This window comes from Cohnella thermotolerans DSM 17683 (genome assembly GCF_000429825.1).
GTDB classification, from domain to species: Bacteria; Bacillota; Bacilli; order Paenibacillales; family Paenibacillaceae; genus Cohnella; species Cohnella thermotolerans.
On sequence record NZ_AUCP01000046.1, the window covers coordinates 14534 to 34949 of the forward strand.

Sequence of the window (20416 nt, forward strand, 5' to 3'; positions counted from 1 at the left end):
AAAAAGGGGTTATCCCACAGGTCCTCTCAGGGCTTTTGGGATAACCCCTTTTCGGTGTCGGGGCAACGAGAACGATTCTTTCGGTCGCCTCCCGGCACATTTGGTGGGCATTTTATATAGATTATTTTTATAAGTTGTTTTAATAGAACTTATTGACAGTAAGCCTATATGCCTGCTATGATTTCCACATTACCAACTATACGGGTAGGAATTATAAGAACTCAAACTTCCGGATCGCCGGAGAAGGGGTGTTGTCGCATGAAACGATTCAAATCTTTCCGCTTGTTGATCGTGGCTGCCTTGGCCATGGGGGTGTTGTCCGCTTGCGGCTCCAACAACAACAGCGGAAATAACGCCGCGCCGTCCGACGGAGCGTCAAGCTCCGGGCAAAGCGCGAGCGCAAGCGCCAGCGCGAGCGAGCCGGCGAAGAAGCCGGAATCCGTAGAGCTGCTGAACGTCTCTTACGATCCGACCCGCGAGCTGTACGAGGCTTTTAACAAGAGCTTCGCGGATTATTGGAAGCAAACGACCGGACAAACGGTCAAAATCAACCAGTCGCACGGGGGCTCCGGCGCACAAAGCCGCAAGGTGCTCGACGGCCTGGAAGCCGACGTGGTGACGCTGGCGCTCGCCTACGACATCGATGCGCTGGCCGACAAAGGGCTGCTCAAAGCCGATTGGCAGCAATCGTTCGATTCGAACAGCTCGCCCTACACGTCGACGATCGTCTTCCTCGTCCGCAAAGGCAATCCGAAGGGCATCAAGGACTGGGACGATCTGATCAAGAAGGACGTGCAAGTCATTACGCCCAACCCCAAGACGTCCGGAGGCGCCCGCTGGAACTACCTCGCAGCCTGGGGCTACGCCTCCAAGCAATTCGGCGGGGACGAAGCCAAGATTAAAGATTTCATGAAGCAATTGTTCAACAACGTTCCGGTGCTCGATTCCGGAGCCCGCGGCGCGACGACGACGTTCGTCGAACGGAAGATCGGCGACGTGCTGCTGGCGTGGGAGAACGAAGCCTATCTGGCGAAGAAGGAATACGGAGACGAATTCGAGATCGTGACGCCCTCGCTCAGCATTTTGGCCGAACCGCCGGTCGCCGTCGTCGATAAAGTCGTCGACAAGAGAGGCACCCGCGAAGTTGCCGAAGCGTATCTAAAATATTTGTACACGCCGGAAGGGCAGGAGATCGCGGCGCAAAACTTCTATCGCCCGCGTCTCCAGGAAGTGGCCGACAAGTACAAAGACCAGTTCCCGCAACTGAATCTGCTGACGATCGACAAAGACTTCGGAGGCTGGAAAGAAGCGCAGAAAAAGCACTTCGAAGACGGCGGCACGTTCGACCAAATTTACACGAAGGGCTCTTAATTGGAAGAGAAAAAGGATGGTCGAGACATGGCATCGAACCGCATACGCAAAAGTGCGCTGCCGGGCTTCCGTTTTTCGATCGGTTTCACGATCCTGTATTTAAGCTTGATTGTGCTCATTCCGCTGGCAGGGCTGGTCGTCAAAACGGCCGGCCTCACCTTCCCGCAGTTCTGGGAGACGGTAACGAGCCAACGGGTGCTCGCATCCTATCGGGTCAGCTTGCTGACGGCGCTGTTCGCCGCGCTGGTCAACGTCGTCTTCGGGCTCGTCGTCGCCTGGGTGCTCGTAAGGTATCGTTTTCCGGGGAAAAAGATCATCGACGGGCTCGTCGACATCCCGTTCGCCCTGCCGACGGCGGTGGCGGGGATCGCGCTCACGTCGATTTACGCGCCGAACGGTTGGATCGGCCGGCTGCTCGACCCGCTAGGCATCAAGGTGTCCTATACGCCGCTAGGCATTACGGTCGCCCTCATCTTCATCGGCGTGCCGTTCGTCGTACGCACGGTTCAGCCGGTTCTGCAGGAGTTGGAGGCCGAGATGGAGGAATCCGCCGCCCTGCTAGGCGCATACCGCTGGAGAACGTTCCGCAAGGTGCTGCTGCCGGAGCTCGTACCGCCGCTTATTACCGGCTTCGCGCTCGCTTTCGCCAGGGGGATCGGCGAATACGGCTCGGTCGTGTTCATCTCCGGCAACATGCCGCTCAAGACGGAGATTACGCCGCTGCTTATCATTACGAAGCTGGAGCAGTACGAGTACAGCCAAGCGACCGCCATCGCTCTCGTGCTGTTAATCATTTCGTTCGCGCTGCTTCTTCTCATCAATACGCTGCAACGGTGGACCAACCGCCGCCTGCGCTCGGCCTAGGGAGGGAGAACGATGGCAGGAGCCGTTACGACTGTTGCGTCCCTCTCGTCCGAAGCGCGTCCCAAGCATTTGACCGAAGCGAGGCCGGTGCGCTATCTGCTGATCGCCATCGCCTTGCTGTTCATCGGAGTGGTTATCGTTCTGCCGATGATTACGGTTCTGTCTGAAGCGTTCCGCAAAGGCTGGTCCGCCTACATGGACGCGATTCGGGATCCCGACGCGCTGGCGGCGTTGCGCCTCACGCTGCTCACCGCGGCGATCGCCGTTCCGCTTAACACGATTTTCGGCGTCGCCGCCGCTTGGGGCATTACGAAGTTCAAATTTCGCGGCAAAAATTTGCTGATTACGTTCATTGATTTGCCGTTCTCGGTGTCTCCGGTCATCTCCGGTCTCGTCTATATTTTGCTGTTCGGAGCGCAGGGCTTCTTCGGTCCCTGGCTGATCGGCCACGACGTCAAAATCGTGTTCGCGATTCCGGGCATCGTGCTCGCCACCATGTTCGTCACATTTCCCTTCGTCGCCCGGGAGCTGCTGCCGCTTATGGAGGCGCAGGGCGTCCAGGACGAGGAAGCGGCCGTCAGCCTGGGCGCGAAGGGATGGAGAACGTTCTGGAAGGTTACCCTGCCGAACATCAAGTGGGGATTGCTGTACGGCATCATCCTCTGCAACGCAAGGGCCATGGGGGAATTCGGCGCCGTGTCGGTCGTCTCCGGCCATATCCGGGGTGAGACCAATACGCTGCCGCTGCATATTGAAATTTTGTATAACGAGTATCAGTACACCGCTTCGTTCGCCGTCGCCTCGTTGCTTATGCTGCTGGCGATCATCACGCTGGTGATCAAAGGGCTGATCGAAGGCAAGCTCGCAAGCAGCAAGCGCGGGCACTGATCGTCGTATCTGCGGGCATATCAATCCGTCGCCGTCGGGCACAATCGAACAGAGGGAGGAATGAGAGGAATGGCGAAGCCGCTGGAGTTGAATGAGAGCTGGATCGACCGGATTGCCGACGCGGTAACCGGACTGCAGTACGGAACGGTGCAGATCGTCGTGCATGACGGGAGAATCGTACAAATCGAAAGGACGGAGCGCAGACGGTTTGACGAGGTGGCGGAGCGCCGGGCCGCGAATCGCGATCATACCTCCGGCGAGGCGTCAAGGAAGTAGGCAGACGGAGAGTAACGGGCAGTCCGAGCCGCTCAGGCGGTTTCGGGCTGCTTGTCTTTTCCGCGGCAATAAACAAAACGTCCCGGCCTTCGCGCAGCCGCGCTAGGGTACGGGACGTTTTCTTGCGAAACGGTCGGATTAACGATCCTGCTGTCGGTTCAGGAAATCACGTACTTCACGATGACCGCGATCAGGAACACGATGAACATGAAGGCGGACATGCCGCCGAAGCCGACCACCAAATCGTGCAAATCGTCGCGCGGTTCTTCGTTAATATGCTTGCGGGGATCTTGAATGACGTTCTCCATGGTAGACCTCCTGAGACGATCGATATTCCTAGTATACCCAACTTCGCTTTTCGTTGTAAAGGTGGGCGGACGACAAGTTTACGAAGTTGAGGAACTTTTAGGAATCGCGCGATTTTCCCTGGAGAGGAACATCCATTCGCTTCTTCGCTGTGATACAATGGGAATATCGCGGCTGCGGAAGCCGCCAATCTCGGCAGAAGGAGGCGTCCCGAATGGATGCGTCGCGGCCTGTTCATCATACATCCGTCCATGCCTCGGAGGCGTCGGAGAACATTCGCAACAAGCTGGCGCTTTTGCCGGACCAGCCGGGTTGTTACCTGATGAAGAACGGCGAAGGAACGATTATTTACGTAGGGAAGGCGAAGGTGCTCAAAAACCGGGTTCGCTCCTACTTCAACGGCAGCCACAACGGCAAAACCCAGCGTCTCGTCTCGGAGATCCGCGATTTTGAATATATCGTTACGGCAAGCAATGTGGAAGCGCTCATTCTCGAGTGCAACCTGATCCAGCAGCACCATCCTCGCTACAACGTGCTGCTCAAGGACGACAAATCGTTCCCGTATTTGAAAATCACGAACGAAGCCCATCCCCGTCTCGAGGTGACAAGACGGGTGCTGAAGGATAAGGGCAAATATTTCGGCCCTTATCCGAATGCGTTCGCCGCCCAGCAGACGAAGAAGCTGCTTGACCGGCTGTATCCGCTGCGCAAGTGCCGAACGCTGCCGGACAAGGTTTGCCTTTATTATCACCTCGGCCAGTGCCTCGCGCCGTGCGAGTTTCCGGTGCCGGAAGCGGAGAACGAACGCATGGTCTCGGAGATCGCCCGGTTTCTTAACGGCGGCCACGGCGACATCAAGCGGGAGCTTCAGCGCAAAATGGAAGAGGCGGCGGAGGAGCTCGCCTTCGAGCGGGCGCGGGAGTATCGCGACCAAATTCAGGCGATCGAAGCGCTGATGGAGAAGCAGTCGATTACGACGATGGACGCGATGGACCGCGACGTGTTCGGCTACGCCTTCGACAAAGGCTGGATGTGCGTGCAGATTCTCTATATGCGCCAAGGGAAAATGATCCAGCGGCATGTGTCGACTTTTCCTTTCTACGGGGAGCCGTACGAGGATTTTTTGACGTTCGTGACGCAGTATTACAGCGACAATCCGGCGCTTCCGCGCGAAATTTTGCTGCCCGACGCGCCGGCCGAGGAAGCGCGAAGCGCGGCGCTTGCCGCCGAGGCCGCCGCCCTAGGGGGCAAGGCGGCGAAGCAAGGAGCGGCGGCGGATGCTGCGGCGGCAACCCCGGAGGCGGTTGTCGAGCAGGCGTTGTCGGCGGCAGCCGACGAGGAGGAGGAAGAGGCTTTCTCCGAAGAGGTGGGCAGCGAAGCGGCCGCCTTCGGCGACTCGCTGCGGCGCTGGCTGCGCGTCAAGGCGACGGTGCCGAAGCGGGGCTCGAAGCGCCAGATGGTGGCGATGGCTTGCGAGAATGCCAAGCGGGCGCTCGAAGAGAAGTTCCGGCTCATCGAGCGGGATCAGGACCGCAGCGTCCGCGCGGCCGAGAAGCTGGCCGAATGGATCGGCATTCCTGCGGCGCGGCGCATCGAAGCGTTCGACAACTCGAACATGCAGGGCGCGAACCCGGTGTCGGCGATGGTCGTCTTCACCGACGGCAAGCCGGACCGCAAGGAGTACCGCAAATACAACGTCCGCACCGTGCAGGGGCCGGACGACTACGAGACGATGCGCGAAGTCATCCGCCGGCGTTACGAGCGCGTGCTGAAGGAAAATTTGCCGCTGCCCGATCTCATCGTGGTGGACGGCGGCAAAGGGCAGATCGCCTCGGCGATCGACGTGCTTGTTAACGAGCTGGGGTTGGACATTCCCGTCTGCGGCCTCGCGAAAGACGCCAAGCACCGGACGTCCCAACTGCTCGTCGGCGATCCGCCCGAGGTCGTTCCGCTCCCCCGTGACAGCCAAGAGTTCTATTTGCTGCAGCGCATCCAGGACGAAGTGCACCGCTTCGCCATTACGTTCCATCGCGAGAAGCGCGCGAAGTCGATGGTCGCTTCGCGGCTGGATGCCATTCCCGGCATCGGGGAGAAGCGCCGGAAGCAGTTGCTGAAGCACTTCGGCTCGCTGAAGGCGATTAAAGAAGCGAAGGTCGAGGACTTCCGCGCCGTCTCGATCGGCGAAGCGCTCGCCCGGCGCATCCTGAGCGCGCTCAACGAAGACAACAAGGATTCGAAGCCTGTCGGAGCGGAAGGGGAACAGCAAGATTGAAGCGGCTTGGCCGCGATGCCGACGCATTCACGACGGCATCGCGGCCATTCGCATGCCCTTTTCTTTCACAGCCTTGAACACCCTATACATTAGCCGCTCAACACACCAGCGCCCGCCGCCACCGCCCCCACCAACCCTTTTCACCACATTTTGAGCCATATCCCAGTTGCTCAGTTGTGCTCGTTCCGGTAAATCAAACGAACGCCGCGAAAGGATACTTTTTTCAACCTTGTTCGAAACTTCTGGCGTTTTGGGGATGCGGGGGCTATGAGTATAAGATGAGCCGCAAAGCGAGGGACGAAAATCCAGCGGCTGAGGAGCGGGGATGAGCCTCAAAATGAGCTGGAGAGGTGGCTAAGGGTACGGGAGGCGGATTGGAAGCGAGGAAAAAGCCTAACCTGGAAGCCGCAGTCCTTTGCGCTGGGAGCCAGCGGCTTCTACTGGTTTGCTTTATGCGGGAGGCGGCTCCAAACGGTCGGGGCTGCCGTGCCGGCCGCCTGCGGCGCGGGAGCTTCGGTGGAGAAGCCAGATGGCGCCGCCGGCGAGTGCGGGCATGGCGATGCTGAACAGGCCGCTGAGCCAGTCGTAAGGCAGGCCGTCGAACAGAAGCTGGGTGCCGACCAGCGTCGCGTCGAGCGTTACGTGCGTGAAGATGGCGGCCATCAGTCCGAAGCGGAGCATGAACCAGCCGAACAGCAGGCCGAGCAGCGTCAGCTCGATCAACCGGCTATAAACCGGATAGATCGGATAGCCGACGTGGCCGAAAGCCCAAATGACGGATGGCGGGATCATCGCGGCGAACGTCAATGCGGCGGTTGTGCGGCGCGAGGGCTCCCGGCGCAGCAGCAGGCGGGCCGCCCCGGTCAGCCAGCGCCGGAACAGCGCGATGCCGAACAAGCGGTACAGCAGCTCCTCCGAAATACCGGCGCACCAGGCGATGAGCGGCATCAACCAGGGATAGGCCAAATTGTAGGACGATTGCGACGCGTCGGATGAGGTGAACGAACCGAGCAGCTTCTCAAGCGCAATGAGAATGACCGATTGGGCTCCGAGCACAATGAACGCCAGCGCATATCCTTGGCGCACGCTCCGGAGAACGCGGCGGCCGTAGTCGGCTTCCCTCCAGCGCGGCCAGAGCGAGAAGCCCATCGAACGCCACAAGCCGTCTCCGCCGACGGCGGCGAAGTAGGAGAGCAGCGCTGTGGCTCCCAGAATGACGGCGTTCACGACGATCAGCGATTGAACGCTTTGGCCGCTGACGGGCAAGCCCGTCTCGGATTTGGAACGTAAGCCGGCCGTCATATTCAAGGTGAAAAGAACGTAAAGGACGAAGTAAAGCGCCGCAAGCAGGCGTCCCCGCTTGAACGACGTGAAGCTGCCGTAGGAGGCCGCGTAAACGACGGCTAGCACGAACAGGACGATCTCCGGCACGATGTAGCCGAGCATGGACAAGCGGGTCGCGAGCCGTTCCTGGGCATGGATAGATTCCAAGAACGATGCCGGCAGGACGATCCGGTAGCCGAGTTCTTCCCCCGGCTTGACGAGCAGCTGCAGCTTCGCTTCGCCTATGGGCGCCTTGCGCGACTGAAAGACGGTCGCCCTATCCGTGGCGACCGTTCCCACGGGCTCCCAATCGGCCAGGTCGTAGCCCCATTGCGCCAACATGCCGGCTGCGTCCCTTTCCGGATTCGAAGACGCGCCGGCCGCAGCGCCGCCGATTCGCTTCCAGGCGACGAGCTTGCCCGTCTCCATTTGAAGCGACACCTGTACCCACCCTCCGGAGGCAAGCCGAATATCCGCCCGGTAAACGTCGGTCGGGAAGCGTTCGTCCCAGCTCTGATCGTACTCGTCCTTCAGCTTGTACTTGGAGAAATAGCCGACCGCGTCGCTATCGCTAAAGTGCGTCAGATCGACCTTGGCGACGTCCGCCGGGGAGACGCCCAGCCGATTTTCGGCGAACGCCAGGGCCCGATCGCGGGCGATTGCGCGATCCATCACCCGATGGTCGTCGGGCGTGGCGACGAGCGTCTCCAGCGAGGGGAACACCTGCGCCCAGACGAAGACCAAAAATCCGAGGCAAGAAAAAACGAGCCACCTTAAAGAAAACAAACTTCACCACTCCGTTCGTCAGGGACCTTCAAGTAAACGCATACAAGGGGCATCCCGCTTCAAATTGCTGCGGTTAAGCTCGATTTATCTATTAAAACGGGCGCAGGAATGAGAGAAAGCCGAATAAACCCCGTAACGATCCCTGTTTATTGCTTTATCATGCTCGAATACGGGGCACCGGTCCTTAATTGCGCTAATTTAAAGCTTGTTCCTTCTTCATGCACGGACTATAATGCGATGTGACTGTTTGCAAGACCTACTCTCATCATACTCTCCAGCCGAATTTCTGCAAGAAAACGGGGGAACCATTAGTTCGTGTGCGTCGTTACGCACGCGGTTCCGGGGTGAATTCCGTCAGGACGTACCGTCCGCGGATAGGGCAGCCTGTTCTGGCCCGAACCCGTCAGCTAACCTCGTAGGCTGTTCGGAACAGGACTCGTGCGCCGAAAGCACTGGAGTTCCAGTGCTTTTTGTTTTGCGCTCGCGATGGATTACCGGCGAAGCGGCAACGCCGCCGTTTGAGGTGAACCGATTGTACAACAAAGTGAAAACATGGTTCAGCGCATCCCCGGCGCGGGCGCTATCGGTAGGGTTCGCCCTGATCATCGCCGCCGGCACCGTTCTGCTTATGCTTCCCTTATCCGTCCGGCCGGGACAGGAGATCGGCTGGCTGGACGCCCTCTTTACCTCGGCTTCGGCCACCTGCGTCACGGGGCTGGTCGTCGTGGATACGGGCACGTTCTTTACGACGTTCGGCCATTGGGTCATCCTGGCCCTCGTGCAGGTCGGCGGCCTCGGTTTCATGACGATGGGCACATTGTTCGCCCTTTTCCTAAGAAGAAGAGTATCTCTGAAGGAACGACTCATTCTGCAGGAATCGCTCAATCAGGCGAACCTGGAAGGCATCGTCCGGCTCGTCCGCAAAGTGATCGCGTATGCGCTCACGATCGAAGCGGCGGGAGCGCTGCTGTTCACGCTGCGTTTCCTTCCGGACATGAGCGTCGGCAAAGCGCTGTACTTCGGTATTTTTCACGGCGTATCGATTTTTAATAACGCGGGCTTCGATTTGTTCGGCGATTATCGCAGCATGGCCAATTACGTATCCGACCCGTTCGTCAATATTCTGTCCATCGCGCTCATTATTCTCGGCGGCGTCGGCTTCGTCGTGCTGGCGGATTTAGCGGAATATCCGCTCCGCAAGCGGCTGTCGCTGCATTCGAAGGTTGTACTGACCGCCACGGCCGGGCTGTTCCTCGGAGGAGCGCTCCTTATCTTTGTATTCGAATACACGAACGAAAATACGCTTGGACCGCTCGGCTTCGGGGACAAGGTCATCGCCGCCCTGCTTCATTCCGCCTCCACGAGATCGGCGGGGGTCAGCACGATCGACATCGCTTCGACCCGTCAGGCGACGCAATTTCTGATGGTATGTCTCATGTTTGTCGGCGCTTCCCCGGGTTCGACAGGGGGAGGCATCAAGACGACGACGTTCGCCGTGCTGATTATGGCGGTGCTCACCGTCCTCCGGGGCCGGCAAGACGTCGTGCTGTTCCGGAACCGCCTGGACCCGGAGCGGGTGTACAAAGCCATTACGATTACGATCTTCTCGTTCGCGCTCGTCATGGCGGCGACGATGATTCTCTCCATAACGGAGAATCATATGTTCATGCCGATTTTGTTCGAAGCGACGTCCGCATTCGCCACGGTCGGCCTGTCGACGGGCTTGACGCCGAATTTGTCGGACGCGGGCAAAATCATCGTCATCGTCATGATGTTCATCGGCCGCCTCGGTCCGCTCACGCTGTTTTACGCTGTCGGATCGAAGTCGAAGAGAACCCTTTATCGCCATGCGGAAGGCAAAATTATTATCGGGTAGCGAGGTGCGATCGGGATGGGAAAAGTGTTGAAATGGCTGTACGAATCGCCGCCGCGCATTCTGGTGCTCGGGTTTGCGGTCATCATTTTGCTCGGAGCGCAACTGCTCCGGTTGCCGGTTGCCTCCGCAACGGGAGAGCCGACGAGGTGGATCGACGCCTTGTTCACCGCGACCTCGGCCACCTGCGTGACGGGGCTTGTAACGGTCGATACCGGTACCCATTATTCCACGTTCGGGCAGATCGTCATTCTTGCATTGATTCAAATCGGCGGGCTCGGCTTTATGACGATGGCCACCTTGTTCGCCTTCTTCCTGAAGCGGCGCATTTCGCTTAAAGAACGGCTGATTCTGCAGGAAGCGCTCAATCAATCGAGCATCGAGGGCATCGTCCGGCTCGTGCGGCGCGTCGCCTTCTATGCGCTGACGATCGAAGCTGCCGGAGCCTTGCTGTTCACCTTGCGCTTTCTGTTCGATATGAGTCCGGGCCGCGCCGTCTATTACGGCATTTTTCACGCGGTCTCCTTCTTCAATAACGCCGGGTTCGACATTATGGGCAACTTCCGCAGCCTGACCGATTACGTCGGCGACCCGCTCGTCAATATCGTCACGATGCTGCTCATCATCTTGGGCGGGCTCGGCTTCGTCGTGCTGTCCGACTTGACCGATTACCGGCGCACCCGGCGGCTGTCGCTTCATTCCAAGGTCGTGCTGAGCATGACCGGCTTCCTGATTCTGTTCGGCGCCGTCGTCATCTTCGCGTTCGAATATACGAATCCGGGAACGATGGGTCCGCTCGGGTTGGGCGAGAAGGTGCTGGCCGCGTTCACGCAGTCCGTCTCCCCGCGTACGGCGGGCGTGAATACGCTCGATATGGCTTCCTTGCGGCAGGCGACCCAGTTTTTCATCGTCGTGTTGATGTTCATCGGGGCTTCTCCGGGCTCGACGGGCGGCGGGATCAAGACGACGACGTTCACGGCGCTGCTGGGGGCGGTGTTCGCCATGATCCGGGGCAAGGAGGACGTCGTGCTGTTCCGGCACCGTCTGGCCCAGGAACGGGTTTACAAGGCGCTCACCGTAACCCTGTTGTCGCTCACGCTTGTCATGATCGCGACGATGATTCTGTCGACGACGGAAGACCATCATTTTCTGCAAATTTTGTTCGAGGTGACTTCGGCGTTCGGCACCGTCGGCTTGACGATGGGGCTGACGACGCAACTGACGCTTACGGGCAAAATCATCATCATCCTCATGATGTTCATCGGCCGTCTGGGTCCTCTGACGCTCGGCTATGCGCTCGGTCCGAAGCCGGGACGGGTGTTGTACAGGCATGCGGAAGGCAAAATCATAATCGGGTAGGGGAAGAGAAACGGATGAGGGCGACACAATTTGTCATTATCGGACTGGGGAGATTCGGTTCCAGCATCGGCCGCGAGCTCGTGGAGCTGGGATGCGAGGTGCTCGGCGTCGACCGGGACGAAGAGAAGGTTCAGGAGCTGAGCGAAGTGCTGACCCATGCGGTCGTCGCGGACGCCACGGACGAGGAGGTGCTCCGTTCGGTCGGAGCGCGCAATTTCGACTGCGGCGTCGTGGCGATCGGCGACGACATCCAGGCGAGCATTCTCGCGGCGATTCTGCTCAAGGAGCTCGGCGTCAAGAAGGTCGTGGCCAAGGCGGTCACCGAGCTTCACGGGCGCGTGCTGGAGCGGATCGGCGTCGACCGGGTCATTTATCCCGAACGGGATATGGGCATTCGCGTCGCCCACCAGCTCGTCTCTCCGAACCTGCTCGATTATATCGAGCTGTCCAAGAGATATACGATTGCGGAAATGACGGTTCCGGCTTGCCTGAACGGGAAATCGCTGGCGGCCGTCAATCCGCGGGGAAGGTTCGGCTGCAGCGTCGTTGCCATCAACAAGACCAAAGGAATCGTTATCGCGCCTACGGCGGACGACGTGCTGACCGAGAAGGACGTCATGGTCGTCATCGGAACGAACGAACAGATCGAGCAATTCCAGGAATCGATCCGGCGATAGACGTCTTCCGGCGGAGGTTAGGAGGACCATTTTATGCAGGAACAGACGCTGCACACGGTGCATGAATGGCTGATCATGCTGCTGCTCGTACTCGCGGCGGGGATCGTGTCGGGCCGGCTTGCGAGCCGGCTCAAGCTGCCGGACGTCGTCCTGTTCATCGCGGCGGGCATGCTGCTCGGAACGGGCTTGCACTGGATATCGGCTGATAGCGGATCGATCGCCAACCAATTGATTTTGGCCGTCGGCTCCGCGCTTATTCTGTTCGACGGCGGCAAGGGCATTCAGCTGCACGGCTTGAAAAAGGTCGCGCTGACGGTCGGCCTGCTCAGCGTGGTCGGCGTGCTGGTGACGATGGGCGTGGCGGGGGCCGTGGCCCATCTGGCGTTCGGGCTCGATTGGACGACATCGCTGCTGATCGGAGCGGTCATCTCGTCGACCGACCCGGCGACGATCATTCCGGTGTTCCGGCAAGTCCGGGTGAAGGATCGCCTTCGCGAGACGGTTGAGAGCGAGTCGGCGTTCAACGATGCAACGGGCTCGATTCTGACGCTGGCTCTTCTTGCCGTGCTCACCGAAGGCAAGCCGCTCACCGTCGGCGCCTTGTCCGGCGACTTCGTCGTGACGGCGCTCGGAGGGTTGGCCATCGGCCTCGTCTTTGCGCTTATCGTCGTCTGGCTCGTCGCCCACGAGCGCTGGGGCGTGTTCGGCGACTACACGGCGATCGCCATGATTGCGGTCGCGCTGGGCGCTTATTTGCTGGGCGAGATGCTGCATGTTAGCGGGCTGATGGCGACGTTCACCGCCGGCATCGTCTGGGGCAACTCCGCCGGCTTCCGCCTCCCGATGAGCGAAGAGAAGCAGGCGGAGATGGGGCACGTGGCCGACAACGCGACGGTCATGATGCGCATGCTCATCTTCGTGCTGTTGGGCAGCCAGGTGAATTTCAAGCTTCTGGGCGACTATTTCTGGCCGGCGATCGCAGTTGTGGCCGCCTTGGTATTCGTCGCCCGCCCGCTCGCCGTTCTCGCTTCCGCGCTGCCGGACGTCCGGGCCCGCTGGTCGTGGCGGGAGCTTCTGTTCATGTTCTGGGTGCGGGAGACGGGCGTTATTCCGGCCGCCCTGTCGGGCATGATCGTCGCCCGTGGTATCCAGGGAGCGAACCAGCTGTCTTCCGTCGTGTTCATGGCCATCGTCTTCACCATCGTCGTTCAGGCGGGAACGACGGCATGGTGGGTTCGCAAGCTCGGACTCGAGGAAAATAACGACGTTTCTTGAATGAGATCCCTCCCTTTCGCTCACGATAAAGACGAGCACCGGTTGGTCAACAGGGAGTGGAGAGAAATGATGAAACGACCATTCTGTCATTGGGGGCGGCGCGTCGCCGCGTGGGGCTGCGCCTTCTTTTTGCTGTTTGCGGCAGCGGCTCCGGGCTTGGCGTTGGCGGAGAAGGGGACCGAGGCGAGCGAAGCGGCCGAAGCCGCATGGACCGCGCAAGCTTCGCTGGGAGCGAAAGCGGCGGGCGGCAAGCGCCCCGGCGGGGCCGACTGGTCGGAGATGCAGCGGCGCTACCGCGGCGCGTTCGTGCTCTCGGCTCCGAGAAGGACGCGCAAAGTCGCCCTGACGTTCGACGACGTGCCGGATCCGCGCTATACGCCGCTTGTGCTGGCCACGCTGAAGCGGGAGAAAATTCACGCGACGTTTTTCGTCGTGGGCAGCCGCGCGTTGAAGCATCCCGAGCTCGTGAAGCGGATTCAGAAGGAAGGTCACGCCATCGGGAACCATTCGTTCAACCATCCTGACTTCTCGAAGCTGCCGCTGGACGAAGTGAAGCGCCAGATCGAAAGGTCGGAGGCCGCCATCAAAGGCACGGTCGGCTTCGCTCCGCGGCTCGTTCGGCCGCCTTACGGAGAGATTACGCCCTCTCAGCTCGATTGGGCGCGGGCGAACGGGTATACCGTCGTCAATTGGGACGTCGACTCCTCCGACTGGAGGCAGCTGAGCGCGCAGCGCGTCTTTATGAACGTGACGCGTTCGGTCCGGCCCGGCTCGATCATCCTGCTCCATGCGGGAGGAGGCACGGGACAGAATCTGTTCGGCACGGTGGACGCGATCCCGAAGATCGTCCGATGGCTCCGCAGCCACGGTTACGAGCCGGTAACGCTGCCCGAACTTCTCGGCATTCCGGAGCAAAAAAACGGCTGACGCCTCCGCGTCAGCCATCGGTCGGCCGGCTCCCGCTCCGGGGGGGCCGACTTCTCTTATTTCAGTACGTAAAGCTTCACTTGCTGGAAGCCGAATTTCGCGACCTTATCGCGGGAGCCGGGAACGAAGATGTCGATCCGATGCCCTTGAATGGCGCTGCCGGCGTCCGTAGCCGTCGCGATCATGCCGCCTTCCGGGAGGCCGTCGAAGCTGTATCCGGTAATATACACTTTGGTTCCGAGCGGAATGACGTCAGGGTCGACCGCGATCGTGCCGAGCTTCAGCGGATTGCCGAAATAATCAACGGCGCCCCAGGGGCCGTTCTCTTCGGCGGAAGAGGAATAAGCGGTCGCTTTCATGTCGACAACCTTAGAGTAGGAGAGCGCCAGGCCGTCCGCGGTCATCACCGATTTGGCGGTAACGGCTTTGGCTTGCAGCTTGGCCGCCGAGGACGCGGTCGAGGCTTGCGCGGAAGATTTCGCCTTCGCGGCAGCCTTCGCCGGAATGGTCAGCTTCAAGCCTTGATAGATGTTGAGAGGGTCGATCTTGGGATTGGCTTGCATCAGTTGCTTCAGGGGTACGCCGAACTTCTTCGAGAGCGACCAGAACGTGTCGTTGTCGGTGGCCGTGTAAGAAGTGGCCGCAAAGGCGCTCATGGCGGGCAGCGCAAGGGCTCCTCCGAGGGCGAGCGCGATCGCGCGAGTTGCAAGTTTGCGGTTAGGCTTCATCGATTCAGTTCCTCCTCTGTTTGCCGGCGAGGTTAGTTGTCGGGTTCGGGCTGGGAGTTCAGCCCTACGCGATCCTTGCGGACGCGATTCACCCCAAGCGCGCCCGAACCGTTGCCGGTTCGTTGCGCGCGGGCTATCCGGTCCCCCGCACCTGTTCGGTTTTGGCATTTTGGTCACTGCCGCCCAATTGGAAGGACAGCAGGCTCTCTGAGAGGATACCACAGCTTTTTGCCCGGAGGGAACCGGAAAGTATAGCCAATTCGCCGTTCCCGCCGCGGAGGGAGGCGTCCCGCCATTAACCGGAATCTCTCGGCTCGTGCGCGCTTCGCGCGAAAAAGGCGATCGTCTCTTCGATCAAGTAATGCGTCGAGGCGGGCAGCCAGCCGGGGTTGCCGTGAATGAGCGAAGTGGTCCGCTTGGCCAGCTCCAGCTCCTTGATCCGGACGACGTAAAGCTCGTTGTCTTCGAGCAGCTGCGGGCGCAAATACGATTTGGGCAGCAGCGTTCCCGCCCTGCAGGCGGACAGCAGCCGGACGATCGCCTCGAACGAGTCGATCTCCATCCGGACGTCCGGCTTGAGGCCGTACTGGCGGAACAGTTCGTCGGTCATCGTGCGGTACCACGTTCCCGGAGCGAACAGAATCATCGGAAGGCCGTTCAGATCGGCCATCTCCAGATGAGATCTTTCTAATATATAGTGCGTTCGCGGAAGCACGAGCATGAGGCTGTCGTCGAACAGCGGAATGCTCGTAATCGCCGGATCGTCTTCCACGGCGGAGGCGACGATGCCGAAATCGACCTTGCGCTCCTTGACGAGGGTGGCGATCTCGTGCGACTTGCCGGTGACCGCCTTGATCTCGAGATTCGGATGCTTCTCCGTCATTGCCGTAATCAGTCCCGGCAGCGTCGTCTGAAGCGTCGTCAGGCTGGCCCCGATCGTCGCAACGGTCGCTTCCTCCGATTTGAACGCGTTGAGCCGCTGCAGGTATTCGCCGTGGAACCGCCGCAGCTCCAGCGCGAATTCATAGGTCAGCTGTCCGGCCGCCGTCAGCTCCAATCTTTTGCCGATGCGCCGGAACAGCTCGACGCCGACTTCCCTTTCCAAGCGCGCGATTCTTCGGGACAGAGCGGGCTGGGTGACGTTCAGCCGTTCCGCCGCGCGATTCAGGCTCGTCTGCTCGACGACCGTCGCGAAAAGCCTCATATCCTCCAGCAATTGAAAACCTCCTTACACATATACGTTTTCGTTATAAGTTTTAATAAAAAATAAGCAGTTCCATTATAAGCGAAAATAGAGTAACCTAGAAAGCGTGACGAAATGGTGACGGTTGGCAAGGCGCGGCGTCGAACCGTCAACCGAACGGATGCGAAAGGAGAACGCACATCGACATGAGTGGAAATTCGTATTACTCCCGCAAGCTTCATTCGCTGCTCGGAGTGATTCCGTTGGGGCTGTTTTTCATTGAACACGCCTTGACCAATTACTCCGCGTTTGAAGGAGGCAAGGAGAAGTTCCTGGACAGCGTGCACGGCTTGCACGATCTGCCGCTGATCTTTTTCCTCGAGATGTTTATCATCTGGCTTCCGATTCTGTTCCACGGCGTATACGGTCTCTATCTCGCCTTTACGTCGAACCTGAACGTGGGACGCTTCAACTACGGCCGCAACTGGGCGTTCGCCCTGCAGCGGATCACCGGCGTAATCACGTTTATTTTCGTTATCTGGCACGTATGGCAAACGAGAATCCAGGTGGCCCTGGGCAATACGACGTACGATGAACTTGGCGAGCACATGCATTCGATCGTGACCCAGCCGGGTTATTTCACTTTGTACTTCATCGCGGTGCTGGCTGCGGTCTTCCACTTCTCCAACGGTCTGTGGGCGTTCCTCGTCAGCTGGGGAATTACGATCGGTCCGCGGGCGCAGCGCGTATCCTCGCGCATTTGCATGGGGATTTTCGTCATTGTGTCCGTGTTGTTCCTGCTGTCGCTCTTCGCGTTCCGCGGCGATGAGTTCGCTTCGGCGTCCGCAGCGATCGGCACGCTACAACTGGGTTAAGAGGAGGAAGGAACAACTATGGCTAATCAAAAAATTATCGTCGTCGGCGGCGGTCTGGCCGGCCTGATGGCGACGGTCAAAGCGGCCGAAGCCGGAACGCGGGTCGATCTGTTCTCGCTCGTTCCCGTGAAGCGGTCGCACTCCGTCTGCGCGCAAGGCGGCATCAACGGAGCGGTCAATACGAAGGGCGAAGGCGATTCCCCGTGGGAACACTTTGACGATACGGTATACGGAGGCGACTTCCTGGCGAACCAGCCGCCGGTCAAAGCGATGTGCGAAGCGGCTCCCGGCATCATCCACCTGATGGACCGGATGGGCGTCATGTTCAACCGGACGCCGGAAGGCTTGCTCGACTTCCGCCGGTTCGGCGGCACGCAGTATCACCGCACCGCGTTCGCGGGCGCGACGACCGGCCAGCAGCTGCTTTACGCGTTGGACGAGCAAGTCCGGCGCTGGGAAGCGGCCGGCCTCGTGCAGAAGTTCGAACACTGGGAATTCACGTCGGTCGTCCTCGACGACGAGGGCGTCTGCCGCGGCATCGTGGCGCAAAGCCTGCGCTCCATGGAAGTGAAGACGTTCCGCTCCGACGCGGTCATTCTGGCGACGGGCGGACCGGGGATCATCTTCGGCAAGACGACGAACTCGGTCATCAACACCGGCACGGCGGCCAGCGCCGTGTACCAGCAAGGCGTCCATTACGCCAACGGGGAGTTCATTCAGATTCACCCGACGGCCATTCCGGGGGACGACAAGCTGCGCCTCATGAGCGAATCCGCGCGCGGCGAAGGGGGCCGGATCTGGACGTACAAGGACGGCAAGCCGTGGTACTTCCTCGAAGAGAAATATCCGGCCTACGGCAACCTCGTGCCGCGGGATATCGCGACGCGCGAAATTTTCCACGTCTGCGTGGACTTGAAGCTCGGCATCAACGGCGAGAACATGGTTTATCTCGACCTGTCGCATAAAGATCCGAAAGAGCTGGACGTCAAGCTCGGCGGCATCATCGAGATTTACGAGAAGTTTATGGGCGACGATCCGCGGAAAATTCCGATGAAGATTTTCCCGGCGGTTCACTACTCCATGGGCGGTCTGTGGGTCGACTACAACCAGATGACCAACATCCCCGGCCTGTTCGCCTGCGGGGAATGCGACTATCAATACCACGGCGCGAACCGGCTCGGCGCGAACTCGCTGCTGTCGGCGATTTACGGCGGCATGCTGACGGGACCGAAAGCGATCGAGTATATCAAAGGCTTGAAGAAATCGGCCGAGGACATCTCCGAGAGCGTATTCGAAGCCGAGCGCCGCAAACAGAACGACAAGTACGAATCCATTCTGAAAATGGACGGCACGGAGAACGCATATGTGCTGCACAAAGAGCTCGGCGAATGGATGACGAACAACATGACCGTCGTCCGCTTCAATGACAAGCTCGAGCAGACGATCGGCAAAATCAAGGAACTGAAAGAGCGCTACCGCAACATCAACATTAACGACACGGCGCGCTGGAACAACGCGGGCGTCGCGTTCACCCGCCAGCTGTGGAACATGTTGGAACTGGCCGAAGCGATGACGGTAGGCGCCCTGCTCCGGAACGAGAGCCGCGGCGCGCACTACAAGCCGGAATTCCCGAACCGTGACGACGAGAATTTCCTGAAGACCACGAAGGCGACCTGGACGCCGGACGGTCCGCAAATCTCTTACGAGGACGTCGATGTCTCCCTGATCAAGCCGCGGATTCGCGACTACTCGCACGACAAGAAGAAGGAGGGGTAAGCGATGGCTGACACGGCTACCGCCCAACGCACCGTCAAGTTCATCATCACGCGCCAGGAACGGCCGGACACGGCCCCTTATACGGAAGAATTCGACATTCCTTACCGCCCGAATATGAACGTCATTAGCGCGCTCATGGAAATCCAGCGCAATCCGGTGAAGTCGGACGGCACCAGGACGACGCCGGTCGTCTGGGAGTCCAACTGCCTGGAGGAAGTGTGCGGCGCCTGCTCCATGGTCATTAACGGCAAGCCGAGACAAGCGTGTTCCGCGCTGATCGACAAGCTGGAGCAGCCGATCCGAATCGCGCCGATGACCACGTTCCCGGTCGTCCGCGACCTCGTCATCAACCGCGAGCGGATGTTCCAGGCGCTCAAGCGCGTCAAGGCGTGGATTCCGATCGACGGCACGTACGATCTCGGACCGGGTCCCCGCATGGCGGAGACGAAGCGCCAGTGGGCTTACGAGCTGTCCAAATGCATGACGTGCGGCGTCTGTCTGGAAGCTTGCCCGAACGTCAACGACCGTTCGAGCTTCATCGGGCCGGCGGCGATCTCCCAGGTGCGCCTGTTCAACGCCCATCCGACGGGCGAGATGAACGCGCACGAACGGCTCGAGGCGCTCATGACGGACGGCGGCATCGAAGGCTGCGGCAACTCGCAAAACTGCGTGCGATCCTGCCCGAAGGGAATCCCGCTCACGACGTCGATCGCTGCGATCAACAAGGATACAACCAAGCATATGTTCAAGAAGTGGCTCAGCCTGTGACGCTGCGCCGTATCGGCCCCGCTGCAGAGGATGCTCTGCGCGGGGCTTTTCTGTATAATCGAGTGGAAAAGATGAGGTTGGAGGGAATCCGGTGGCGCAGCTCTACTTTAAATACGGAACGATGAACAGCGGCAAATCGTTCGAAATAATCAAGGTGGCGCACAACTACGAGGAGCAGGGGAAGCCCGTCGTCATTTTCTCCCCTGCGATCGATACGCGGGAGGGCGCGGATACGATCGGCTCGCGCGTCGGCATGACCCGCAAAGCGATTCCCGTCGACGAGCATACGGATATGTTCGAGATCGTAAAGAAAGTGCACGGCCAGCCGCAAAAAATTTATTGCGTACTCGTGGACGAGGCGCAGTTTCTGAACAAGGAGCATGTGCTGCAGCTGACGCGGATCGTCGACGAGCTGGACATTCCGGTTATGGCGTTCGGGCTGAAGAACGACTTCCGCAACAATCTGTTCGAAGGCAGCTACAATCTGCTCGTCTATGCCGACAAAATCGAAGAGGTGAAGACGATCTGCTGGTATTGCGACCGCAAGGCGACGATGGTCGTCCGGTTCAAGGACGGCGTTCCGGTCAATGAAGGCGAGCAGATTCAAATCGGAGGCAACGAGGACTACAAGCCGGTCTGCCGCAAATGCTACCGCGAGGTGTTCCGGCCCCAATCTTAAAGCTTCGTTGGGACTGAGATAAGGGAACGATTTCTTCGGTTCGGCGTTTTTTCTTGTCGGTGCGGGGCCATACTGAGGCCGGGGGCTGCGCGAATTCATCTCATTTTGAGATGATAATCATAGGAATTGATTATTTTTAACAGAGCGCTGGATATACTATAATTTCTAATTGATGAGTTCTTATCGCGTCTCTTCACGATCTTAACTAAT

18 protein-coding genes and 2 riboswitches are annotated in these 20416 nt (G+C 59.4%); of the genes, 14 read left to right on the forward strand and 4 right to left on the reverse strand.

Translation table 11 applies throughout. The features are described 5' to 3' along the window. Positions 1-258: 258 nt before the first annotated feature. The 4 genes from G485_RS0109410 (at position 259) to G485_RS0109425 (ending at position 3399) form a co-directional block, all read left to right on the forward strand. Complete coding sequence (locus G485_RS0109410) at positions 259-1371, forward strand: sulfate ABC transporter substrate-binding protein (RefSeq protein WP_027092360.1); 1113 nt, start codon at positions 259-261, stop codon at positions 1369-1371. Positions 1372-1398: 27 nt separating this feature from the next. After that, positions 1399-2235, forward strand: coding sequence for a sulfate ABC transporter permease subunit CysT (cysT, locus tag G485_RS0109415; protein WP_027092361.1), 837 nt, complete (start codon positions 1399-1401; stop codon positions 2233-2235). Positions 2236-2247: 12 nt separating this feature from the next. Then, the gene (gene cysW / locus G485_RS0109420) at positions 2248-3123 is read left to right on the forward strand and encodes a sulfate ABC transporter permease subunit CysW (RefSeq protein ID WP_027092362.1); all 876 of its coding nucleotides are present in this window, start codon (positions 2248-2250) and stop codon (positions 3121-3123) included. 69 nt (positions 3124-3192) lie between these two features. After that, the gene (locus G485_RS0109425) at positions 3193-3399 is read left to right on the forward strand and encodes a YezD family protein (protein WP_027092363.1); all 207 of its coding nucleotides are present in this window, start codon (positions 3193-3195) and stop codon (positions 3397-3399) included. A gap of 158 nt (positions 3400-3557) precedes the next feature. On the opposite strand, the gene G485_RS29820 is transcribed toward G485_RS0109425, so the two are convergent. Further along, positions 3558-3707: a YqzM family protein gene (locus G485_RS29820; RefSeq protein ID WP_156922228.1), complete on the reverse strand. Its 150-nt coding sequence runs from the start codon at positions 3705-3707 to the stop codon at positions 3558-3560. 212 nt (positions 3708-3919) lie between these two features. Between G485_RS29820 and uvrC the strand changes: the two genes are divergently transcribed. Further along, the gene (gene uvrC, locus G485_RS0109435) at positions 3920-5977 is read left to right on the forward strand and encodes an excinuclease ABC subunit UvrC (RefSeq protein WP_027092364.1); all 2058 of its coding nucleotides are present in this window, start codon (positions 3920-3922) and stop codon (positions 5975-5977) included. A 450-nt stretch (positions 5978-6427) separates the two neighbouring features. On the opposite strand, the gene G485_RS0109440 is transcribed toward uvrC, so the two are convergent. After that, positions 6428-8044: a CPBP family glutamic-type intramembrane protease gene (locus G485_RS0109440; RefSeq protein WP_027092365.1), complete on the reverse strand. Its 1617-nt coding sequence runs from the start codon at positions 8042-8044 to the stop codon at positions 6428-6430. Between the two features lie 308 nt (positions 8045-8352). Beyond that, a riboswitch (cyclic di-AMP (ydaO/yuaA leader) is annotated at positions 8353-8523 on the forward strand. A gap of 95 nt (positions 8524-8618) precedes the next feature. Between G485_RS0109440 and G485_RS0109445 the strand changes: the two genes are divergently transcribed. From G485_RS0109445 to G485_RS0109465, 5 genes are all read left to right on the forward strand, one after another. Next, the gene (locus tag G485_RS0109445; RefSeq protein ID WP_027092366.1) at positions 8619-9962 is read left to right on the forward strand and encodes a TrkH family potassium uptake protein; all 1344 of its coding nucleotides are present in this window, start codon (positions 8619-8621) and stop codon (positions 9960-9962) included. Positions 9963-9977: 15 nt separating this feature from the next. After that, a complete protein-coding gene (locus G485_RS0109450; protein WP_027092367.1) occupies positions 9978-11318 on the forward strand; it encodes a TrkH family potassium uptake protein in 1341 nt (446 codons plus the stop codon). A gap of 14 nt (positions 11319-11332) precedes the next feature. After that, a complete protein-coding gene (locus G485_RS0109455; protein ID WP_027092368.1) occupies positions 11333-11995 on the forward strand; it encodes a potassium channel family protein in 663 nt (220 codons plus the stop codon). Positions 11996-12028: 33 nt separating this feature from the next. Then, positions 12029-13270: a cation:proton antiporter gene (locus G485_RS0109460; protein ID WP_027092369.1), complete on the forward strand. Its 1242-nt coding sequence runs from the start codon at positions 12029-12031 to the stop codon at positions 13268-13270. Between the two features lie 66 nt (positions 13271-13336). After that, entirely contained in the window at positions 13337-14197 is an 861-nt protein-coding gene (locus G485_RS0109465; protein ID WP_035155477.1) for a polysaccharide deacetylase family protein, read from the forward strand. Between the two features lie 56 nt (positions 14198-14253). On the opposite strand, the gene G485_RS0109470 is transcribed toward G485_RS0109465, so the two are convergent. Further along, positions 14254-14925, reverse strand: coding sequence for a 3D domain-containing protein (locus tag G485_RS0109470; RefSeq protein ID WP_027092371.1), 672 nt, complete (start codon positions 14923-14925; stop codon positions 14254-14256). A gap of 6 nt (positions 14926-14931) precedes the next feature. Beyond that, positions 14932-15102, reverse strand: a riboswitch (cyclic di-AMP (ydaO/yuaA leader). A 118-nt stretch (positions 15103-15220) separates the two neighbouring features. Beyond that, a complete protein-coding gene (locus G485_RS25770; protein ID WP_035155479.1) occupies positions 15221-16141 on the reverse strand; it encodes a LysR family transcriptional regulator in 921 nt (306 codons plus the stop codon). A 173-nt stretch (positions 16142-16314) separates the two neighbouring features. Between G485_RS25770 and G485_RS0109480 the strand changes: the two genes are divergently transcribed. The 4 genes from G485_RS0109480 (at position 16315) to G485_RS0109495 (ending at position 20206) form a co-directional block, all read left to right on the forward strand. Further along, the gene (locus tag G485_RS0109480) at positions 16315-16983 is read left to right on the forward strand and encodes a succinate dehydrogenase cytochrome b558 subunit (RefSeq protein ID WP_027092372.1); all 669 of its coding nucleotides are present in this window, start codon (positions 16315-16317) and stop codon (positions 16981-16983) included. An 18-nt stretch (positions 16984-17001) separates the two neighbouring features. Further along, entirely contained in the window at positions 17002-18759 is a 1758-nt protein-coding gene (gene sdhA / locus G485_RS0109485) for a succinate dehydrogenase flavoprotein subunit (protein WP_027092373.1), read from the forward strand. Between the two features lie 3 nt (positions 18760-18762). Next, positions 18763-19527, forward strand: coding sequence for a succinate dehydrogenase iron-sulfur subunit (gene sdhB, locus G485_RS0109490; protein WP_027092374.1), 765 nt, complete (start codon positions 18763-18765; stop codon positions 19525-19527). 91 nt (positions 19528-19618) lie between these two features. Beyond that, entirely contained in the window at positions 19619-20206 is a 588-nt protein-coding gene (locus G485_RS0109495; RefSeq protein WP_027092375.1) for a thymidine kinase, read from the forward strand. The last annotated feature ends 210 nt before the right edge of the window (positions 20207-20416 follow it).